17 protein-coding genes and 1 tRNA gene are annotated in these 19,912 nt (G+C 66.6%); 10 read left to right on the top strand and 8 right to left on the bottom strand.

Annotation, left to right across the window (positions count from 1 at the left end; translation table 11 throughout):
- From purB to OHQ90_RS08095, 3 genes are all read right to left on the bottom strand, one after another.
- Positions 1–1,422: an adenylosuccinate lyase gene (gene purB, locus OHQ90_RS08105; RefSeq protein WP_328408745.1), complete on the bottom strand. Its 1,422-nt coding sequence runs from the start codon at positions 1,420–1,422 to the stop codon at positions 1–3.
- 83 nt (positions 1,423–1,505) lie between these two features.
- On the bottom strand, positions 1,506–2,144 hold the full coding sequence (locus OHQ90_RS08100) for a TetR/AcrR family transcriptional regulator (protein ID WP_328408743.1): 639 nt from the start codon (positions 2,142–2,144) through the stop codon (positions 1,506–1,508).
- 128 nt (positions 2,145–2,272) lie between these two features.
- Complete coding sequence (locus tag OHQ90_RS08095) at positions 2,273–3,436, bottom strand: pyridoxal phosphate-dependent aminotransferase (RefSeq protein WP_328408741.1); 1,164 nt, start codon at positions 3,434–3,436, stop codon at positions 2,273–2,275.
- Positions 3,437–3,603: 167 nt separating this feature from the next.
- Between OHQ90_RS08095 and OHQ90_RS08090 the strand changes: the two genes are divergently transcribed.
- A complete protein-coding gene (locus tag OHQ90_RS08090) occupies positions 3,604–4,566 on the top strand; it encodes a M23 family metallopeptidase (RefSeq protein WP_328408739.1) in 963 nt (320 codons plus the stop codon).
- Between the two features lie 6 nt (positions 4,567–4,572).
- Here OHQ90_RS08090 and purD read toward each other — a convergent pair whose 3' ends face one another.
- Entirely contained in the window at positions 4,573–5,841 is a 1,269-nt protein-coding gene (gene purD, locus OHQ90_RS08085; RefSeq protein ID WP_328412697.1) for a phosphoribosylamine--glycine ligase, read from the bottom strand.
- 182 nt (positions 5,842–6,023) lie between these two features.
- Here purD and OHQ90_RS08080 point away from each other — a divergent pair, with 182 nt between their 5' ends.
- The gene (locus tag OHQ90_RS08080; protein ID WP_328408737.1) at positions 6,024–6,401 is read left to right on the top strand and encodes a PH domain-containing protein; all 378 of its coding nucleotides are present in this window, start codon (positions 6,024–6,026) and stop codon (positions 6,399–6,401) included.
- A gap of 29 nt (positions 6,402–6,430) precedes the next feature.
- Here the strand turns inward: OHQ90_RS08080 and OHQ90_RS08075 are convergent, their stop codons facing one another.
- Positions 6,431–7,507: an alpha/beta fold hydrolase gene (locus OHQ90_RS08075; RefSeq protein WP_328408734.1), complete on the bottom strand. Its 1,077-nt coding sequence runs from the start codon at positions 7,505–7,507 to the stop codon at positions 6,431–6,433.
- Between the two features lie 119 nt (positions 7,508–7,626).
- Here OHQ90_RS08075 and OHQ90_RS08070 point away from each other — a divergent pair, with 119 nt between their 5' ends.
- On the top strand, positions 7,627–8,052 hold the full coding sequence (locus OHQ90_RS08070) for an HIT family protein (protein WP_328408732.1): 426 nt from the start codon (positions 7,627–7,629) through the stop codon (positions 8,050–8,052).
- 307 nt (positions 8,053–8,359) lie between these two features.
- On the opposite strand, the gene OHQ90_RS08065 is transcribed toward OHQ90_RS08070, so the two are convergent.
- The 3 genes from OHQ90_RS08065 to OHQ90_RS08055 form a co-directional block, all read right to left on the bottom strand.
- Positions 8,360–8,431, bottom strand: a tRNA-Thr gene (locus tag OHQ90_RS08065).
- A gap of 109 nt (positions 8,432–8,540) precedes the next feature.
- Complete coding sequence (locus OHQ90_RS08060) at positions 8,541–8,783, bottom strand: MbtH family protein (protein ID WP_011207082.1); 243 nt, start codon at positions 8,781–8,783, stop codon at positions 8,541–8,543.
- A gap of 131 nt (positions 8,784–8,914) precedes the next feature.
- Positions 8,915–9,748 carry an alpha/beta fold hydrolase gene (locus OHQ90_RS08055; RefSeq protein WP_328408730.1) on the bottom strand — a complete coding sequence of 278 codons (834 nt, stop codon included), beginning with the start codon at positions 9,746–9,748 and terminating at the stop codon, positions 8,915–8,917.
- A gap of 165 nt (positions 9,749–9,913) precedes the next feature.
- Here OHQ90_RS08055 and OHQ90_RS08050 point away from each other — a divergent pair, with 165 nt between their 5' ends.
- From OHQ90_RS08050 to OHQ90_RS08020, 7 genes are all read left to right on the top strand, one after another.
- Positions 9,914–10,084 carry a hypothetical protein gene (locus tag OHQ90_RS08050; RefSeq protein ID WP_328408728.1) on the top strand — a complete coding sequence of 57 codons (171 nt, stop codon included), beginning with the start codon at positions 9,914–9,916 and terminating at the stop codon, positions 10,082–10,084.
- Between the two features lie 101 nt (positions 10,085–10,185).
- Entirely contained in the window at positions 10,186–11,754 is a 1,569-nt protein-coding gene (locus OHQ90_RS08045) for an alpha,alpha-trehalose-phosphate synthase (UDP-forming) (protein ID WP_328412695.1), read from the top strand.
- Between the two features lie 899 nt (positions 11,755–12,653).
- Positions 12,654–13,388, top strand: coding sequence for a response regulator transcription factor (locus OHQ90_RS08040; protein ID WP_328408727.1), 735 nt, complete (start codon positions 12,654–12,656; stop codon positions 13,386–13,388).
- A gap of 53 nt (positions 13,389–13,441) precedes the next feature.
- Complete coding sequence (locus tag OHQ90_RS08035; RefSeq protein WP_328412693.1) at positions 13,442–14,890, top strand: sensor histidine kinase; 1,449 nt, start codon at positions 13,442–13,444, stop codon at positions 14,888–14,890.
- Between the two features lie 517 nt (positions 14,891–15,407).
- Positions 15,408–16,916 carry an acyl-CoA synthetase gene (locus tag OHQ90_RS08030; protein WP_328408725.1) on the top strand — a complete coding sequence of 503 codons (1,509 nt, stop codon included), beginning with the start codon at positions 15,408–15,410 and terminating at the stop codon, positions 16,914–16,916.
- A gap of 33 nt (positions 16,917–16,949) precedes the next feature.
- Positions 16,950–18,899, top strand: coding sequence for an SDR family NAD(P)-dependent oxidoreductase (locus OHQ90_RS08025; RefSeq protein WP_328408723.1), 1,950 nt, complete (start codon positions 16,950–16,952; stop codon positions 18,897–18,899).
- 42 nt (positions 18,900–18,941) lie between these two features.
- On the top strand, positions 18,942–19,892 hold the full coding sequence (locus OHQ90_RS08020; RefSeq protein WP_328408722.1) for an SDR family NAD(P)-dependent oxidoreductase: 951 nt from the start codon (positions 18,942–18,944) through the stop codon (positions 19,890–19,892).
- Positions 19,893–19,912 lie beyond the last annotated feature (20 nt).

Genomic DNA, 19,912 nt, shown 5'->3' with positions numbered 1-19,912 from the left:
TCAGAGGATCGGCGACGGCGTGTAGCGCGCCGCTTCCGGGTAGGAGTCGACGAGCTTCTGCACCTGGGCGATCACCTCGGAGACCTGGGCTTCGGCGGCGCCGATGAAGGCCGACTTGTCGGCAAGGGCGACGTCGAGAGCCGGGCGGTCGAGCGGGAAGCGGTCATCGGCCGCGAGGCGGTCGAGGAGGTCGGGTTCGCGCCCCTGTTCACGCATCGCAAGGGCGACGGCGACCGCGTGTTCCTTGATCACCTCGTGCGCGGTTTCGCGGCCGACACCGGCCCGGACCGCCGCCATCAGCATCCGGGTGGTGGCGAGGAAGGGCAGGTAGCGGTCGAGTTCACGAGAGACAACGGCCGGGTAGGCGCCGAATTCGGCCAGCACGGTGAGGAAGGTTTCCATCATGCCGTCGATCGCGAAGAAGGCATCCGGCAGCGCGACGCGCCGAACCACCGAACAGAAGACGTCGCCCTCGTTCCACTGCGCGCCCGCCAGCTCCGCGGCCATCGACGCGTAACCACGCAGCACCACCTGCAGGCCGTTGACGCGTTCGCAGGAGCGCGTGTTCATCTTGTGCGGCATCGCCGAGCTGCCCACCTGGCCGGGCTGGAAGCCCTCGGTGACCAGCTCGTGGCCCGCCATCAGCCGGATGGTGTGCGCGAACGACGACGGGCCCGCACCAACCTGCACCAGCGCCGAAAGCACGTCGTGGTCCAGCGAACGCGGGTACACCTGGCCGACGCTGGTCAGTACGGTGGCGAAGCCGAGATGCCCGGCGACCTGCTGCTCCAGCCTCGCCAGCTTGGCCGAATCGCCACCGAGCAGGTCGAGCATGTCCTGTGCGGTGCCCATCGGGCCCTTGATGCCGCGCAGCGGATACCGCTCGATGAGTTCGCGCAACCGGGTCAGCGCGATCAACAGCTCGTCGGCCGCGGAAGCGAAACGCTTACCGAGCGTGGTGGCCTGCGCCGCGACATTGTGCGACCGGCCCGCCATCACCAGCGCCTGGTATTCGGCGGCGCGCTCGGCCAGCCGAGCCACGATGGCGACGCCGTGCGCGTGCACGTGCTCGAGCGAGAGCCGGATCTGCAGCTGCTCCACGTTCTCGGTGAGATCGCGGCTCGTCATGCCCTTGTGCACGTGCTCGTGCCCGGCCAGCGCGTTGAATTCCTCGATGCGGGCCTTCACGTCGTGGCGGGTGACCCGCTCACGCTCGGCGATGGAGGCAAGGTCGACCTGGTCGATCACCCGCTCGTAATCGGCGATCACGCCGGCCGGCAGCTCGATGCCGAGTTCCGACTGGGCCCGCAACACCTCCAGCCACAGCCGCCGCTCGAGCACGATCTTGTTCTCGGGCGACCAGAGATGCACCAGTTGCGGACTGGCGTATCGAGTGGCGAGGACATTAGGGACAAGGCTCACGACCGCGCCTCGCTGACGCTCGGCTCCGTCGTCAGCCAGGGCGCTGTGTCTATGGCTCGTTCGCTGCGCTCTCTCACGTGTCGTCAGTCTAGTGCCCGGAACCTATCGATCTGCTGCGGCGTAGCGGGCGCGACGATATCGATCACCTCGAGCAGCGCGCCACGCGCCATTCGCCTTGGCTCCGGGTCGAATTCGCTCAAGGCGGCCACCACGGCGCCGTCGACGACGGCTACCAGCCTGCGCAATTGCTCCGGCCGCACCATTCGATCGGACCGGCGCAGCACATCGGCGAGCAGCTCGTCCAGTTGCGCTCTTAGTCGTAGCTGCACATCCCGCAGTTCCGGGTGCCGCGCCGAGGCCACCGAACGCTCGTAACGCGCGATCAGCTGCCCGCGGGCGTCTTCGTCGTTGCCATCGGTCCCCACCAGGAGATCGAGTACCAGATCGACCGTCGCCTCGCCACCGCGCCGCCGGTGGCTGACGTCGCCGACCCGGTGCCGCATCGCGTCCAGCTCCGCGTTGCCACTGAATTCGACCGCCCGCGCGATCAGATCATCGAGCGACTCGAAGTAGTACGTGGTCGACGCCAACGGAAGGTCGGCGCGCGTCGCAACAGAGCGATGCCGTACCGCATCGAATCCGCCTTCGAGTAACAACTCGGCGGCGGCTGCTACCAGAGCCTGGCGACGCCGTTCGCCTTTCGGGGTCGTCGCGGTTATCACCGTGCCATCGTGCCAGTCGTCATCAGTTCATCCGTGCGAAATCAGAGAGGAAACCCAGCCATCGTTGTTTTACCGCATCTGGACCTTCGGGGTGACGAACTGTGCAAACTCGTTGCCGGACACGAGGATCAGCCACGCAGATAGTGACCCAGCCGAACCAGCGCCGCCTCGATGTCCGCGGTGGCTCCGGCAAACGAGAAGCGCACGGTCCGATGTCCTGCGACGGTGTCGAAGTCGAGGCCGGGCGCGAGCGCGACCCCGGTGTGGTCGAGCACGTCCGCGCACCACTTCCTGGCATCGTCGGTGAGGTGGCCGATATCGGCATAGGCGTAGAACGCGCCGTCGGCAGGCGCCAGGTCGGTGATGCCGAGTTCGGCCAGACCGTCCAGCAGCAGCCGCCGGTTCACCGCGTAACGCCGGACATGCCCGTCGAGCTCGGCCTTCGCCTCCGCGCCGAATGCGTGCAGCGCCGCGTACTGCGAAATCGCGGGCGGGCACACCGTCATATTCGAGGCGAGCCGCTGCAACGCGGGTCGTAAACCGCTGGGCGCCAGCATCCAGCCCAATCGCCAGCCGGTCATCGAGAAGTATTTCGACACCGAGCCGATGACCACCGATTCGCGGGAGGTCTCCCACGCCGAGGAGGTGCCCGCGCTATCGCCCACATAGGTGATGCCGTGGTAGATCTCGTCGGAGATCAACAGCGTTCCGTGCGCGTCGCACCAGCGCGACAGGGCGGCGAGTTCCGCGGGATCGATCATCGTGCCGGTCGGATTGGCCGGGCTCGCGACCACCAGACCCGCAGGCGGCTCCGGCAGCGCCTCCAGCATCGCTACGGTCGGCTGGAACCTGGTCCCGGCGCGGCAATCGAGCTCGACGACGCGACAACCGAGCGCCGCCAAGGTGTTTCGGTAGGCCGGATAGCCGGGACGGGCCACCACGACGGTGTCGCCGGGGTCGAAGGCGGCGAGGAAGATGAGCGTGAACGCGCCGGAGGAACCGGTCGTCACCACCACGTCGTCGGCCTCGACCTGGTAACCGTAGGTGTCGCGGTGGTGCTCGGCGATCGCCTCCCGCAACGGCAGAATCCCGAAAGTCTCTGTGTAGCCGAGCAATTCGGAATCGATCGCTGCCTTCGTCGCGCGTAGCACCGGCGCCGGCGCCGGCGTCGACGGTTGCCCCGCCGCGAGCACCAGCACATCACCGTGCGATCTGGCGCGCTCCGCGGCGGCTTTCCAGACATCCATCACGTAGAAAGGTGGAATGGTCGACCGGCGAGATTCTCTTGGCACCCGACAGACGGTAGATGGTCGAGCCCGGCACCGCTTCGCTGACGCCCGGCTTTTGTCGGGCGCTATCGACACCGGAGGTCGATCAGGAGTGCTCCGCGTCCCCGAACGAGGTGTGTCGGCGCGCGGTCGGGCTTCTCCGGGTCCGCGATCAGGCTATGGTCGGCTCAATGCTTGACAAAGCTCGCCGCGCGGGACTGGAACGCGTACGTGGAGTGGGTGGCATCGGGGTCATTCCGCGGGATTGGCGTGCCAAGCCGCAGGAACGCCCCCACCGCGACGTCAGCGCCCTGATTGCGCGCGCCGAGCGCGAACTGCACAACCTGCGGCAGCGACCGCGGCCCGACCCGCGCGAGCTCTGGCAGCGGCGGCTGGAGCCCGACTACCGCGCGCTCTTGCGCAAGCATCGGATCCTGATCGCCGGTCTCTGCGCGACGGCACTGTTCGCCGCCGCCGATTCGTCGTTCACCTGGGGGGTCACCGACCGGGTTCCCGGTCCGGGCGAAGCCCAACGCGTTGCCTTCGCCTATCCGCAGCAGATGCAGTCGACCCCGCCGTCGGTGCGCAGGTACCTCAACGCGATCGCCAACGGCGAGCTACTCCGCGAGCAGGCGGTGGTCGCCGCCGCCGCGCGCAGCACCCTCGAACGCGCCAAGGCCGAGGCCGCCGCCGCGGTGGCCGGGGAACAGCAGCCGTGGATGACCGGCAGCGCGCCGGTGTACCCCGGCTCGATCGTGCCGGACAGCACCGGCTTCGTGCTGCCGACCCGAGGCATCTTCACCTCCGGATTCGGTTCCCGGTGGGGCACCTTCCACAACGGCATCGATATCGCGGGACCGATCGGCACGCCGATCTACGCCGTCGCCAACGGCACCGTCATCGACGCGGGCCCGGCCCAGGGCTTCGGGCTATGGGTGCGCATTCGGCACGACGACGGCACCATCACGGTCTACGGGCACATGTACGACTTCTTCGTGTCCGTCGGCGAGCGCGTCCCGGCGGGCATGCAGATCGCGCGCATGGGCAACCGCGGCGATTCTTCTGGTCCGCACCTGCACTTCGAGGTCATCCTCGGCGGCCAGCACGTGGACCCCCAGCAATGGCTGGCGGTCCACGGCCTCACCTTCGGATAACTCGCCTCAGACCGTGATCCGGTCCTCGACCGCAGCGAGGCCGATGTCGGTGCGGTAGTGACTGCCGGGGAGTTTGATCGAGGCGACGCGCTCGTAGGCGTGCGCGCGGGCCTCCGACAGATCCGCGCCGACGCCGACGATGCTGAGGACCCGGCCGCCCGCGGAGACCAGGGCACCGTCCTCGCGCTGCGCGGTGCCCGCGTGCAGGACCGTGGAGTCCTCGCGCGTGCCGTCTCCCGCGCCGGTGATGACGTCCCCGATGCGCGGGCGGCCCGGGTAGTTTTCGGCGGCGACCACCACGGTGATGGCGGAGCCGTCCCGCCAGCGCGGTGCGGCGACATCGGCAAGGGTGCCGGTGGCGGTGGCGTTCAGCAGCTCGGCCAGCGGGCTCTCCAGCAGTGCGAGCACCGCCTGCGTCTCGGGGTCACCGAAGCGGCAGTTGAATTCCACTACGGCGGGGCCTGCCGCGCCGATCGCCAGACCCGCGTAGAGCAGGCCGGAGAACGCGCTGCCGCGCCGCACCAGTTCGGCGGCGACCGGCTTGACCACGTCCTCCACGATCTCGGTGACGGTCTCGGCGGGCAGCCACGGCAGCGGCGTGTACGCGCCCATGCCGCCGGTGTTGGGTCCGGTGTCGCCGTCGCCGACGCGCTTGTGATCCTGCGCGGGCAGCAGCGGAACCACGGTTTCACCGTCGACCAGGCAGAACAGCGAAACTTCCGGCCCGTCGAGGAAGGATTCCAGCAGCACCGGATGACCATTTTCGAGCAGTTCGGCGCCGTGGTCGCGGGCCGCGAGCCGGTCCGCGGTCACCACAACGCCCTTGCCCGCGGCCAGTCCATCGTCCTTCACCACCCAGGTGGGGCCGAAGCGGTCGAGCGCGGCGTCGAGCTCGGCCGGGGTGTCCACGATCTCGCTGTGCGCGGTGCGCACCCCCGCCGCCGACATGACGTCCTTGGCGAATGCCTTGGAGCCTTCGATCCGCGCGGCAGCGGCGGAGGGACCGAAGCAGGCGATACCCGCCGCGCGTACCGCGTCGGCGACACCGAGCACCAGCGGCACCTCGGGGCCGATCACCACGAGATCCGCCGCCAGCTCGGTGGCCAGCGCCACCACCGCCTCTGCCGAGCACGGATCCACGGGGCGGATCTCGGCGTGCTGGGCGATCCCCGCATTGCCTGGCGCCGCGTAGAGCGCGCTCACCGCGGGGTCCCGGCGCAGCGCAAGGACGAGGGCATGTTCACGGGCTCCGGAACCGATGACGAGTACTCGCACGGCCATCAGCTTAAAGTGTGCCGATTCCCGCGCGCCCGGTAGTCGGCGGAGTGAACATCCGACATCAGTTGTCGCCTTCCCCGCCGCCGGTGAAACAGACAGGGATGATGGTTGGAGAGAACCGGTGTGGGCCCGGTTGTGCCCGCATCTCGCACCCAGACTGCGCAAAGGACGTGCTTACGATGGGTCTGATCGACGGACTGATGGGCAATGCCGGGCGTATCGATCCCGGCCAAGCACAGACGGAGTACGCGAAACTTCTCGGCAACGGTGAACAGATCTATGCCGCGTATCTGCTTGTCCGCGATGCCATCCTGTTCACCAACCGACGCTTGATCCTCGTCGACAAACAGGGTCTCTCGGGCCGGAAGGTCAGCTACCACAGCGTCCCCTACCGGGCGATCACCCACTTCTCGGTGGAGACCGCGGGCACCTTCGACCTGGATGCCGAACTCGCCATCTGGATCTCCGGCTCGCACGAGCCGATCCAGAAGCGGTTCAACCGCCAGGTCGATATCTATGAGGTGCAGGGCATCCTGTCGCATTTCGTCGCGGTGTAGGTCGCACGCGCCCTACACCACTGAAAGGCCTACGCGGGCAGCCGCGTCTGATCACCGGTCACCACCGGACGCACCCGAGTCAGCAGCAGCTCGAGGAATTGCGCGGGCTGCCAGCACGACGCGAAGTGGGTGGCGTCGGTGATCAGCGCGAACTCCTTGTGCGGGGCCTGCACGTCGTCGAAGTAGCGGCGGGCCCGATCGGCGGGCATCAGGGTGTCGTGTTCGCCCTGGAAGATGAAGAACGGGAGCTCGAATCGCGTTCCGTCGCGCCAGGAATCGAAGTGCACGGACTCGACGCCGAGCTGCTCGGAGAACTTCATGCCACTCGCGCCGTCTTTGAGATCGCGCAGCCCATGCTGGGGTGAGAACCACATCGACGGGAGGATCAGCTTCTTCAGCATCTCGACCAGGAACGGGTCGGAGCTGGTCTTCAGTTTGGCGTGCAGGCCCCAGTCCGCCGCCGACCACTTGGTTTCGTCCGGGCCGATCTGCTCCAGCTTCGCTGCGTCGGAACGCTTTCCGTTGTCGCGCAGTCGCTGCACGGTCGCATAGAACAGGCTGTCGTCGCGCTCGCCGCCGAGGATGTTCTGGTCGGTACCGACGTATGCCGAGTACAGCTCGGGGTGGTTTCGCGCGAGGCGAAGTCCGAGCACCGATCCGAAGGAGTTGCCGAGCAGCACCACCTTGTCTGTGCGCAGCCTGCGCTGTACGTACCGGGTGACCTCCAGCGCGTCGGTGCACAACTGCTGAAAGCTCATCTCACCCTGGTCGCCGCGACCGAAGGTCTTGCCGGTGCCGCGCTGGTCCCAGCGGACGATGGTGAAGTGCCGCTCCCACTCCCGGGTCCGGTTGGCGAAGTAGGTGTTCGTGGCGCCGGGACCGCCGTGCAGGTCGAGCAGGACCGGGTTGGCCAGGTCCTCGCCGCGGATCTCGATCCACTGGTCGATGCCGCCGATGCGTACGAAGCCGGCTTCGGAGATGCCGTTCCGGGTGTCGATACGCAGCGCCTTCGCGTTGCTTCGGCGACGCAGTTGGCGGTGACCGAGCAGGCCGGCGGGGGCGGCGGAGATTGCGGCGGCAGTGGCGGCGAGCGTGATGGTGATCATGCTGTTCCTAAATTGTGTCCAACGGAAACTAATATGTGTATGCTAGACACAGTTTCAGAGCGGTGTCAACCTCCAGCTGCCGCCACACCGACCCGAGGGCCTGCGCGTAGCCTGCGGGCATGGCTTCTGTTTTCAGTGCGATCATCGACGGTCAGCTGCCTGGCCGATTCGTTTGGGAGGACGAGGAATTCGTCGGTTTCCTGACCATCGCCCCGATCACCCCCGGTCACACCCTCGTGGTGCCCCGCAAGGAAATCGACCAGTGGCAGGACGTCGACGCCGAGATCTTCGCCCGGCTCAACGGCGTCGCCCAGAAGATCGGGCAAGCAGTCCGCCAGGCCTGGGACGCGCCGCGCGCCGGCCTACTCATCGCCGGCCTCGAGGTGCCACACCTGCACGTGCACGTTTTTCCGGCATTCACCATGGGCAACTTCGACATCTCCAGCGCCGACCACCACCCTTCCCCCGAGTCGCTCGACGAGGCCCAGGCCAGGATCAAGCAGGCGCTGCGCGACCTCGGCCACGGCGCACACGTCCCGGACTGAGCTCGTCGTTCACGAAAACGCCGAAGGGCGGTCACGCGCAAAGATGCGCAGTGACCGCCCTTTTCGTTGAAGCGGCTGGACGAGTGGCCGAGCCTCTACCACTGAGCTCAGCCGCGCAGCGGCTGAAAGAGCCCCCTGTCAGGATTGAACTGACGACCTTTCGCTTACAACAACGGCCGAGCCTCTACCACTGAGCTCAGCCGCGCAGCAGCTGAAAGAGCCCCCTGTCAGGATTGAACTGACGACCTTTCGCTTACAACAACGGCCGAGCCTCTACCACTGAGCTCAGCCGCGCAGCGGCTGAAAGAGCCCCCTGTCAGGATTGAACTGACGACCTTTCGCTTACAAGGCGAGTGCTCTACCACTGAGCTAAGGAGGCGGGAAAACGGTGACCATCATAACCGGGCGCGCCGACTGCGTGACACCGGATTACGGTGCCACGCAGCGGCAGTTCTATCGAACGTCCCGGCGCAGTATCTAGCCGCGGGTCAGGACTGGGCGCCCTGTCGGGCCGCATCGTCGGCGGCCATCGCGTCACGCAGGCTCTTCGGACGCATATCCGTCCAATTCTTTTCGACGTATTCGACGCAGGCAGCACGGCTGTCCTCGCCGAAAACGACTCGCCATCCGGCCGGGACCTCCGCGAAGGCCGGCCACAGCGAATGCTGCTCTTCGTCGTTGACCAGGACGAAGAAGCGGCCGTCTTCGTCATCGAAGGGGTTGGTGCTCAATTTCACCTCACTGGATACTGGCGCGTGTACGGGATCGACTCTTGGACCCGTCCGCCGCTGCTGGAGCGTCGGAAGATCCCCGAGCGTTGTGTCGACCCTAGCAAGGTAGACGTTACGTGTTGGCGGTTACCTCAGGCCCCGAAGAAATCGAGCAGGATCTTGTTGACCGCCTCGGGCCGCTCGAGGTAGCCGTAATGGCCCGCATCGGGAATCTCCTGGTAGCGCGCGCCCGGAATCACCTCGGCGACCTCGCGTGACAGATAGGGCGGGATCATCCGATCATCGGCGAATCCGATGGACAGACACGGCACCTTGATCCCTCGATAGGCCTGCACCCTGTCGAAGTCGTGGTCCATCCGGCGCTGCGCGCGGATACCCGGCGTCACCGGGCCACCGGTGAACTCGAACAGGTCGAGCCAGTCGCGGGCAGCGTTCGGGTCGGCGAGGGTCGCGGGCGACAGGTTCATCACCGCGGTCACCGCGGCCTCATATTTCGCGGGCAGCTGCACACCGCTGGCGTCGAGGTCGTGCTCGCCGAGCGAGAGCGTCTTCTGAAATTGGTCGAGGCGGCCGTGACCGGCCATGAACACGGCCTTGCGCACCAAATCGGGACGGGCGAGCGCCAATTCCTGGGCCACCCGCGACCCCATCGAGGTGCCGACGACCAGCGCGGGACCCTCGCCGAGCAGTTCGATGAGTCCCGCGGTGTCGGCGGCCAGCTCGTCGATGGTCATGCCGTTGGCGGCCTCGAAGGACGGTGCGATGCCGCGGTTGTCGAAGGTGCACACCCGGTATCCCGCGGCGACCAACGCGGGAACCTGATGCAGTTCCCAGACTCGTCCCGGGCTGCCCGTCCCCATGATCATCACGACCAGCGGCGCCGATCCCGGCGTGTCCGTTCCCTTGGTTCGGTCGCCCTTGACCTGGTAGTTGAGGGAAATTCCGTTCACCGTGGCCAACGGCATCTTCGAACCCTTTCGTGGAGTTGTGCTGGGCCCCCACGGTATAGGGACCGACGTGGCGGCGCACCGACCGGGCGAACAGGTATCCGGGTGCGGCGCGCGCGCACCAGGTCCGGATACCATTGACTACTCGCACGTACGAGCGTACCGAGCCGGGAGGACAAGAAGATGGCCGCGAAGGGCAGCGCGAACGACATCGCGGACGACGATCTGGAACCACTTGCCGATGAGACCGCCCGCCAAGCGCAGCGCGTCGTCGCCGCGTACGCGGAGGACGCGGACGAGTGCCGGATGCTGTTGTCGATGCTCGGCATCGGACCCGGCGGCCGAGGCGAGTAGCGACCGAGTCGACCAACTCGAGCTCGACGACAACGGCGCCGTCGATAGACCGATAACCACAGCGGGAAAATCGACGCGCAAAGGATGCGTGAGTGGACCAGATGACTGACCAGCCGTCCGACGACTCCGAGCACGCCCTTCCAGACCCATCGCCCGATGGCGCCGTGTTCACCGCGGCGACAACCGATCGCGCCGAGACGAACGGCGCCGGTTCCGGCTTCGTCGTCGTCGCCAATCGACTTCCTGTCGACCTGGAGCGACTGCCCGACGGCTCCACCCGCTGGAAACGCAGCCCCGGTGGCCTCGTCACCGCATTGGAGCCGGTGCTGCGCAACAACAAGGGGGCGTGGGTCGGCTGGGCGGGCGTGCCCGACATCGATGTCGAGCCGATCATCGAGGACGGGCTCGAGCTGCACCCGGTGCCGCTGACCGCCCAGGAGGTCTCCGACTACTACGAAGGCTTCTCCAATGGCACGCTGTGGCCGCTCTACCACGATGTGATCGTGCGGCCGGTCTACGACCGCAGCTGGTGGACCGCGTATGTGCAGGTGAACCGTCGTTTCGCCGAGGCGACCGCGAAGGTGGCCGCCGAGGGTGCGACCGTGTGGGTACAGGACTACCAGCTGCAGCTGGTGCCCAAGATGCTGCGCATGCTGCGCCCCGATCTGACCATCGGCTTCTTCCTGCACATCCCGTTCCCGCCGGTCGAGTTGTTCATGCAGATGCCGTGGCGGGCCGAGATCATCGACGGTCTGCTCGGCGCGGATCTGATCGGGTTCCACCTGCCCGGTGGCGCGCAGAACTTCCTGTACCTGGCCAGGCGGCTGGCCGGACAGCCGACGTCCCGAGGGAGCGTCGGCGTGCGTTCCAAGCTCGGTGTCGTGCAGGTCGGGTTCCGTACGGTCCGGGTCGGCGCGTTCCCGATTTCGATCGCCTCCGCCGAACTCGACGAACATTCCCGGCGCAGGTCGGTACGGGAACGTGCCGCGAAGATCCGCGCCGAGCTCGGCAACCCGAAGAACATTCTGCTCGGCGTCGACCGGCTCGACTACACCAAGGGCATCGATATCCGACTGGGGGCGCTGGAGGAACTGCTGGTGGAGGGCCGGATCGATCCGGCGGAGACGGTCATGGTGCAGCTGGCGACACCGAGCCGGGAGCGGGTGGAGAGCTACATCCAGATGCGTGGCGACATCGAGCGCCAGGTCGGCCGGATCAACGGCGAGTTCTCCCAGGTCGGCCACCCGGTGGTGCACTATCTGCACCGCCCCATCCCGCGCGACGAACTCCTCGCCTTCTTCGTGGCCGCCGACGTCATGCTGGTGACCCCGCTGCGCGACGGCATGAACCTGGTAGCCAAGGAGTACGTGGCCTGCCACAGCGGCCTCAACGGCGCCCTCGTGCTGAGCGAATTCACCGGCGCCGCAGCCGAATTGCGTCAGTCCTACCTGTGCAACCCGCACGACCTGGATAGCGTGAAGGACGCCATCAGCTCCGCACTGGAGGACGACCGCGACACCAAACGCCGCCGCATGCGCTCACTACGCCGCCAAGTCCTCGCCCACGACGTAGACCGCTGGGCCCGCTCCTTCCTCGACGCCCTGGCCCAAGACCAGGTCGCAGGCAGCGCCCTGCTCACCGACGACGACGTATACCCGGAATCCCGCTAGTTTTTTGGCAGCTGTGTTTTTTGGCAGCGCCTGCGGCGCTGCGTGTTCGCGGCCCCCTTGGTCTCGCTTCCGAGCCGTCGAGACTCGCGACTTCGTCGCATGCGCTTCGACGGCTCGGAAGCGAGACGGGCCGCGAACTCTAGTGCTCGGTCTCGCTTCGCTCGGAAGGTGTCATCGTGCCGAGTGGGGGCGTCGGCAGTTGAGCTTGCGACTTTGGTCGAGGCGCTTCGGCGGCTGTGGGGGTGGGATGCGCCGCGAACTCTGGTGCTCGGGTCTCGCTTCGCTTGGAAGGTGTCATCGTGCCGAGTGGGAGCGTTGGTAGTTGAGCTTGCGACTTTGGTTTAGGCGCTTAGGGGGCTGTCGGCGCTCAGGGGGCTGTAGAGGTGGGATGCGCCCCGAACTCTGGTGCTCGGTCTCGCTTCGCTCGGAAGACATCATCGCGCTGGGGGGCGTCGGTAGCGGGGCTTGCGACCTTGGTGGATGTACCTCGGTTGTTGTGGAGGTGGGAGGGGCCGACGAACTCTAATGCTGAGTCTTGCTGCGCTCGAGGGCCTCACCATATCGAGCGGAGGCGTCAGTAGTGGAGCTTGCGACTTGGGTGGAAGCGCTTCGGCTGGTGCGGAAGTGGGACGGGCTGGTGCTGGGTCTCGCTTCATTCGGAAGGCGTCATCGTGCCAAGTGGGGGGCGTCAGCAGGGATTGTCGCGACCTGGTGGATGCGCTTGGCTGGTGTGGAAGTGGGACGGGTCGCGAACTCCAGCGCTGGGGCGCGTTGCACTAAGAAGGTGTCATCGTGCCGAGTGGGGGCGTCAGCAGGGATTGTCGCGACCTTGTTGGATACACAGGAATCACCCAGTAAAGGTCCAGCGAGTTCCCAGGCAGGTGTCGGACGATGAAACAATGAGCGCGCCCGCGGAGAGCACACCCGAGGCCCGGGTCCTTGTGGTGGACGACGAGCCGATGATTGTGGAATTGCTGTCGGTGAGTCTGCGCTACCAGGGTTTCGAGGTCGATACCGCGGCTGACGGCGCGCAGGCGTTGGACAAGGCGCGCAGCTTCCGGCCGCAGGCCTTGATCGTCGATGTGATGATGCCCGGCATGGATGGCTTCGGGCTGCTGCGCAGGCTGCGCGCCGACGGCATCGACGCGCCGGTGCTGTTCCTCACCGCACGTGACGAAGTGCAGGACAAGGTCGCCGGACTCACTCTCGGCGCGGACGACTACATCACCAAGCCGTTCAGCCTGGAGGAAGTTGTCGCGCGGCTGCGGGTGGTGCTGCGCAGGTCCGGTCACCACGCGCCGGTGCGGGAGAGTTCGCGCATTCGGTTCGAGGACATCGAACTCGATGACGACACCCACGAGGTGTGGAAGGCGGGCGAGCCGGTTCCGCTGTCCCCCACCGAATTCACGTTGCTGCGCTACTTCATGGTGAACGCGGGCACCGTGCTGAGCAAGCCGCGCATTCTGGATCACGTGTGGCGCTACGACTTCGGGGGTGAGGTCGGTGTGGTGGAGACCTATGTGTCGTATCTGCGCAAGAAGGTCGATACGGGAAACGAGCGTCTGATCCACACGCTGCGGGGTGTCGGCTATGTGATGCGCGCGCCTAATCGCGCGCGACAGGCCGAGAAGTGACGGACGCGCGCAGTCGGAAAGTCCGCAGCAGGCTCTCACGGAGGTGGTCGGCGATCCCACTCCGGGTGACATTGGTGCTGGCCCTTGTTGTCCTGGCCGGGCTCGGTCTGCTGGCTTCCGGAATGGTGGTCACCTCCGTCTTGGAAGATTCGCTGATGCGCCGCACCGATCAGCAATTGCGGGATGCCTCGACAGCGTGGATGCGGCCACCACGGCCTGCACCACCCGGCCCACCGCATTTGCCGAGCGTCTTCTACATCCGGTCCGAACCGAACGCGGGCAACGGCATCCGGCTCGAGACCCCTTCGTTCATTGCGGATGCCGAACCTGCGCTGCCGGATCCGCCGCCATGGCGGACCGACCGCGATCCCCCGCCGGGGATTGTCGCCATCACCAAGCCCACCACGGTCGGCTCCAAGAACGGCGCGTCGGTTCAGTGGCGGGCCATTACCGTGCGAACACCGGACGCCACCACGACGGTGGCGGTGCCGCTCACTCAGAACATCGAGACCGTCCGCCGGCTGATCATGCTCCAACTGATAGTCGGCGCCGCGGTCCTCGCCGCACTCGCGGTGGCCGCCTACTTCGTGATCCGGCGCAGCCTGCGGCCGTTGCGCGGGGTCGAGAAGACCGCCGCCGCGATCGCCGCGGGGGATCTGACTCGCCGAGTTCCGGTGCGCGGCACCAATACCGAGATCGATCGACTGTCGCAATCACTCAACGGCATGCTCGCCCAGATCCAAAGCGCCTTCGCGGCGACCGAGGCGTCGGAGTCCGCGGCACGCCGCTCCGAGGCGAAGATGCGTCGCTTCGTCGCCGACGCGAGCCACGAACTGCGCACGCCGCTGACCACGATCCGCGGCTTCGCCGAGCTCTACCGCCAGGGTGCTACCACTGACCCGGCCCTGTTCATGGACCGGATCGAACGCGAGGCCCAACGCATGGGCCTGCTGGTCGAGGATCTACTGATGCTGGCCCGGCTCGACGCGCAGCGCCCGCTGGAGCAGGGCCCCGTCGATCTGCTCGCCGTCGCAAGCGATGCCGTGCACAACGCCAGGGCGATGGCGGCCGCCGACGGCTCGGACGGCCCGCATCGTTCCATCGAACTGGAAATATGTTCCGGCGAAGGCACATTGGAGGTGAACGGCGACGAAGAGCGGCTGCGCCAGGTGCTGGCCAATCTGCTGAACAATGCACTCACCCACACCCCGCCGGATGCCTCGGTAAAAGTACGCCTGACGCCCGAGCTCGACGAGATCCTGCTCGAAGTCGCCGACACCGGCCCTGGCTTGCCCGCCGACGAGGCCGAGCGCATCTTCGAACGCTTCTACCGCACCGACAACTCCCGGACGCGCGCCAGCGGCGGCACCGGCCTCGGGCTATCGATAGTCCAAGCCCTGGTAGCCGCCCATGGCGGAACGGTTACCGCAGACAGCGTGCCAGGATCGGGCACCACTTTCACGGTGCATCTTCCGCGATCGACACGACGAGCGGGCGCGTAGGACTGCCGCATCTCGTAATCGACTGCCAGACTTCGTAATTCGACGTGATCGTGATGCTCGGTCTTGTTACGTCGAAATGGAAACAGCCGGATATGCCCCCGCCGTGCCACCAACGCCGGAACCGTGTGCACGACAAGCACTTTCACGATCATTTCGCGGCCCGCCACAGAACCACCCCACGAGCAGATGACACAGGCCGCAGGCAAGTGAATGAAACCTGTACTAGTTCTAGTTCACAAACTCTCACCTCACATCACCAGCCTCCACATACCCACTGGTAAAGCCCGCATCCACGCCGATACTCCCTAAAGTGTTGACGGTAGAACATGTTCTAGGTAAATATGGACCACGGGACCGGCGCCCTCCGCTGATACAGCGACGGCGCCGAACGAAGGGGATTTGCCGCACCGTCGCAGCACTATCGATGCACGCCGTGATCGGTCCGCTCGGCCGCACGAAAGGCACTGCGCACCAACGGATCAACGATGCCTGATCGCTGACCACAGGGGGTTATCGCATGTACTCGACGCACGCACTGCACCGTGCACTCCAGCAGACGCCGGACCTCCCGATGACCGTTTCCGGGAGCCGCACACGCACCGTCCGGGAGTCGTTCGAGCGGATCTCCCGTCTAGCAGGCGCCTTCCGGGAGATCGGCGTCCGGCCGGGAGATCGGGTGGCGATTCTCGCGCTCAACTCCGACCGGTACCACGAGATCTTTTTCGCGACATGGTGGTGCGGCGCTGTGGTGAATCCGATCAATATTCGATGGAGCCCGGCCGAAATCACCGGCGCACTGCGGGATGCGCAACCCAGCCTGCTGCTGGCCGACGACAGCCGGTTGTCGCTCGTCACCGAGCTGACCGCAGGCGCACTCACCGGTGTCTACTGCGGTGACGGATCGCCCGCTCACGACATGCTCGGCTATGAGGACCTGGTGGCGAACACGAAACCGGTGCCGGATCTGCGTACGGGTGAGGACGCGCCCGCGTCACTGTTGTACACCGGCGGCACCACCGGGTCGGCCAAAGGCGTTCTCATGACACACCGCAACCTGATGACCTCCGCGGTGAGCCACGAAACCGCGCAGGCGGGGGGCGTTTCGCTGCTGACGGCGCCGATGTTCCACATCGCGGCCCTATCGTGCTGGCTCACCCAGAATTACCACGGCGGCACCGTTGTCTTCCTCCCCTCCTTCGAGCCGGGATCGGTGCTGGCTGCCATCGAGAAATACCGGGTGACCAGCGTGACGCTGGTGCCGACCATGCTCGGCATGCTGCTCGACCACCCGGACCTGGGAAGCTTCGACACCAGCAGCCTGTGGGCGCTCGGCTACGGCGCGGCGCCCATGCCCGCGACACTCCTGGAGAGGGCCCGCCGTGCCCTGCCCGGCGCGGGCTTCGTGCAGGGATACGGCACCACGGAGACCGCTATCGTCACCGCGCTGACCCGCAAGGATCACGAAGTAGGCGGAACAAGGCTGCGCTCGGCGGGCCGGGTGGCAGCGCACTGTGAAGTGCGGATAGCGACCGGAGACGGGAGCGAAGCACCCCGCGGCGAGGTCGGCGAACTGCTGGTACGCGGCGACGGCTGTATGCGCGAATATTGGCGACAGCCGGAACAGACCGCCGCGGTGCTGCGCGATGGCTGGTTGCACACCGGCGACGCCGCATACATGGACGACGACGGCTTCGTCTACATCGTGGACCGGCTCACGGACATGATCATCACCGGCGGCGAGAACGTCTACTCCAGCGAGGTGGAGAACGCCCTGGCCACACATCCGGCGGTGGCGGCGTGCGCGGTGATCGGCCTGCCCGACCAGCGGTGGGGCGAGCGGGTGCACGCGGTGGTGGTGCTGGCACCCGGCGCGCGGGCCACCGAGGCCGAATTACGCACGCACGCAGCCGCTTCGATTGCCCGATACAAGGTGCCGCGCGCCATCGACTTCGTCGCCGCGATGCCGCTCTCGGCCGCGGGGAAGGTGCTCAAAAGTCTGCTGCGCGACCAACTGGTCAGGGGTTGACCGATTTTCGTTTTCAGAAGGGTAGGGGAATCAATGCACTCGACGATCGACACTGCGCGACCCGGCCGGCGGGCCAAACTGCGGGCCGGACTGGAGAACGGATTCGAGGTGCTCAGGCACGGCCGCCTCCGGGGTGGGAACGAGCCGTTGCCGTTCGACATTGCCGAGCAGCGGGCGATGTACCGACTGCGCCGCTACCAACCGCCGGAATCGGCTGCGGGCAGCAATCCCCCGGTGGTCCTCATGATTCCGACGCTCATGCTGTCGGCCGATCTCTACGACCTCGATGCACACCACGGCGCGGTGGCCACGCTGCGGCAGGCGGGCGTACATCCATGGGTCATCGACTTCGGTTCGCCCGCCGAGGAAGAACACGGCTGGCAGCGCACGATCGCCGATCACGTGATCGCAGTGAGCGATGCGATCGCCACCGTGCACCGCGACACCGGCCGTGACGTCCACCTGCTCGGTTTCTCCCAGGGCGGTATGTTCGCCTACCAGGCCGCCGCGTACCGACGCGGTACCCACGTAGCGAGCATCATCACCTGTGGCAGCCCGGTGGACACCGAAACCTCCGCGCTGCCCTTCGGCCTGCCACCGGAGATCATGGCGAATGCGGCAGACTTCTTGGCCGACAATGTGATCGGCAGGATGCGCATCACCGAGGGCATGCTGCGCACCTGGTTCAAGATGCTCGATCCGATGAACACCGTGCGCCGTCGCCGGGCGTTCCTGCGGCAACTCCACGACCGCGAGGCGCTGCTGCCCGACGAGCGCAGGCGGCGCTTCCTCGCCAAGGACGGGTGGGTCGGTTATCCGGGCCCGGCGGCCGCGGATCTGGTGCGCGAGTTCATCGGCAGGAACAGACTGCTTTCCGGCAGCATCGTTATCGGCGACCGGCTGGCGACACTGGCCGAAATCACGTGCCCCATACTCGCTTTCGCCGGCAAGTACGACACCATCGCAACACCGGCGGCGGTGCGCGCGGTAGGCCGCGCCGCGCCGAAAGCCGCCGCATACGAGGTCTGCGCCGTGGCGAGCCACTTCGGTCTGGTCGCGGGTAGCGGAGCAACCGGAGTGACTTGGCCGACCACGGCGCGGTGGATCACCTGGCTGGAGAACGGCGGACCACGCCCGGAGCTGGTCCAGGAAATCGAGGGGGCGCAACCAGCATCCGATGCCGAAGGTCGGCCGCAAGCACCGGCCGGGGCGTTGGCGGACCGTCAAGTCTTGATCACCGGGGCCACCTCCGGAATCGGACGGGCCGCCGCCCTCGCGGTCGCCGCGGAGGGCGGCACCGTGCTGCTGATCGGCAGGCGCGGCCCCGAACTCACGCAGGTGGTCGAGGACATCCGAACCGGCGGCGGCAGCGCGTACGGATACCAGTGCGACATCACCGATGCCGAGGCCACCGGGCAGATCGTCGAGCAGATCCTCGGAAACCACGGCCACGTGGACATGCTGGTGAACAATGCGGGGCGCTCCATCCGGCGCTCACTCGGGCAGTCCACCGACCGCTTGCACGACTTCGAACGCACCATGGCGGTCAACTACTTCGGCGCACTGCGGCTGACGCTGGCCTTGCTGCCACAGATGCGGGAACGCAAGTTCGGCCATATCGTGAACATCAGTACCGGAGCCGTCCAAGTGAGCGCACCACGATTCGCGGCCTATCTGGCCAGCAAGGCGGCGCTGAACAAATTTACCGATGTCGCCGCCGCCGAAACCTCCAGTGACTGCGTCACTTTCACCACGATCCACTTGCCGCTGGTACGCACACCGATGATCGCGCCCGGCGACTACCGGGCCTTCAAGGTCCGCACACCCGAATGGGCGGCGGGTCTCATTGTGAAGGCACTTGTCAAGCGCCCCAAGCGAATAGTGATGACCAAGGCCGCGCTGTGGGAAGCCTGGGGATTGATCGCGCCACGGCACAAGGACCGCGTCATGCACCAGCGCTACCTGGCCACCGCCGAGCGCTGACCCATCCCGTGATCCGGAAAATCGAGAGCTGAGGACAACGCATTGAACCTCGACAGATACCGCACCTTGATGGCCGATGTCGAAGCGGGTAAGAACGGCAAGGTCGGCAAGGCCATCCAGGCCGGAACCATCCGATGGTTGCTGCAACCGATGGCCAAGGGCGGTCGATCACCCGGTGGCGCGAGACCATCCGGCGCGAACTTCACCGGACTGCGAATCCTGGTGACCGGCGGCTCGTCCGGAATCGGCAGGGCCGCGGCGCACCGGTTCGCCGGACTCGGCGCGGAGGTCGTCGTCGTGGCGCGCCGGATCGCGGAATTGGACCGGTTCTGCGCCGAGATCACCGAGTCGGGCGGCATGGCGCACGCGATCGCCTGCGATCTCACCGACCCCGAGTCGGTCACCGCGCTCGCCGCGGAGGTACGTACCCGGTGGAGCGGCATGGACGTCCTGGTCAACAATGCCGGCCGATCGATCCGGCGCAGCATCACCGACTCCTTACAGCGCTACGAGCAGGGCGAGCCGGGCGACCGGCGGATCCTGCACGACTTCGAGCGCACCATGGCAATCAACTACTTCGGCGCTGTCGCGCTGACCATGCAACTGCTGCCCGCCATGCTCGAGCGCGGCACCGGCCACATCATCAATGTCGGTACCGCGGGCGCGCACATGGGCAGCATGCCGAGGTACTCCGCCTATGGTGGTTCCAAAACGGCGCTGACCGCCTTCGGCCGCAGCCTCGGTGCGGAGCTGAGCAGCCGGGGCATCGCCGCGACAACGGTTCAGTTTCCGCTGGTGCAGACGCCCATGATCGATGGAACCGAGGATTACCGTGGTGTTCCGACTCTCGCCCCGGAGGCTGCGGCGGAATGGCTGGTGCGGGCAATCCGCACCAGACCGATCGCGCTGTATCCACGCTTCGCCGCACTGATGCGGGCCTATAGCGCGCTGTTTCCGACCGCAGCCGACCGCGCCCTGCTCATGGCATCGTGAACTGCTGCCGGTGCACCGAC

The organism is Nocardia sp. NBC_00403 (assembly GCF_036046055.1).
Lineage (GTDB): Bacteria > Actinomycetota > Actinomycetes > Mycobacteriales > Mycobacteriaceae > Nocardia.
This window is presented reverse-complemented; position numbering and strand designations above follow the sequence as displayed.

Excerpts from the sequence above, each read along its gene's own strand:
- OHQ90_RS08070 (WP_328408732.1), top strand. The coding sequence starts at position 7,627 with ATGGCTTCTGTTTTCAGTGCGATCATCGACGGTCAGCTGCCTGGCCGA.
- OHQ90_RS08025 (WP_328408723.1), top strand. The coding sequence starts at position 16,950 with ATGCACTCGACGATCGACACTGCGCGACCCGGCCGGCGGGCCAAACTG.
- OHQ90_RS08080 (WP_328408737.1), top strand. The coding sequence starts at position 6,024 with ATGGGTCTGATCGACGGACTGATGGGCAATGCCGGGCGTATCGATCCC.
- OHQ90_RS08030 (WP_328408725.1), top strand. The coding sequence starts at position 15,408 with ATGTACTCGACGCACGCACTGCACCGTGCACTCCAGCAGACGCCGGAC.
- OHQ90_RS08050 (WP_328408728.1), top strand. The coding sequence starts at position 9,914 with ATGGCCGCGAAGGGCAGCGCGAACGACATCGCGGACGACGATCTGGAA.
- OHQ90_RS08040 (WP_328408727.1), top strand. The coding sequence starts at position 12,654 with ATGAGCGCGCCCGCGGAGAGCACACCCGAGGCCCGGGTCCTTGTGGTG.
- OHQ90_RS08075 (WP_328408734.1), bottom strand. The coding sequence starts at position 7,507 with ATGATCACCATCACGCTCGCCGCCACTGCCGCCGCAATCTCCGCCGCC.
- OHQ90_RS08045 (WP_328412695.1), top strand. The coding sequence starts at position 10,186 with ATGACTGACCAGCCGTCCGACGACTCCGAGCACGCCCTTCCAGACCCA.
- OHQ90_RS08090 (WP_328408739.1), top strand. The coding sequence starts at position 3,604 with ATGCTTGACAAAGCTCGCCGCGCGGGACTGGAACGCGTACGTGGAGTG.
- OHQ90_RS08055 (WP_328408730.1), bottom strand. The coding sequence starts at position 9,748 with ATGCCGTTGGCCACGGTGAACGGAATTTCCCTCAACTACCAGGTCAAG.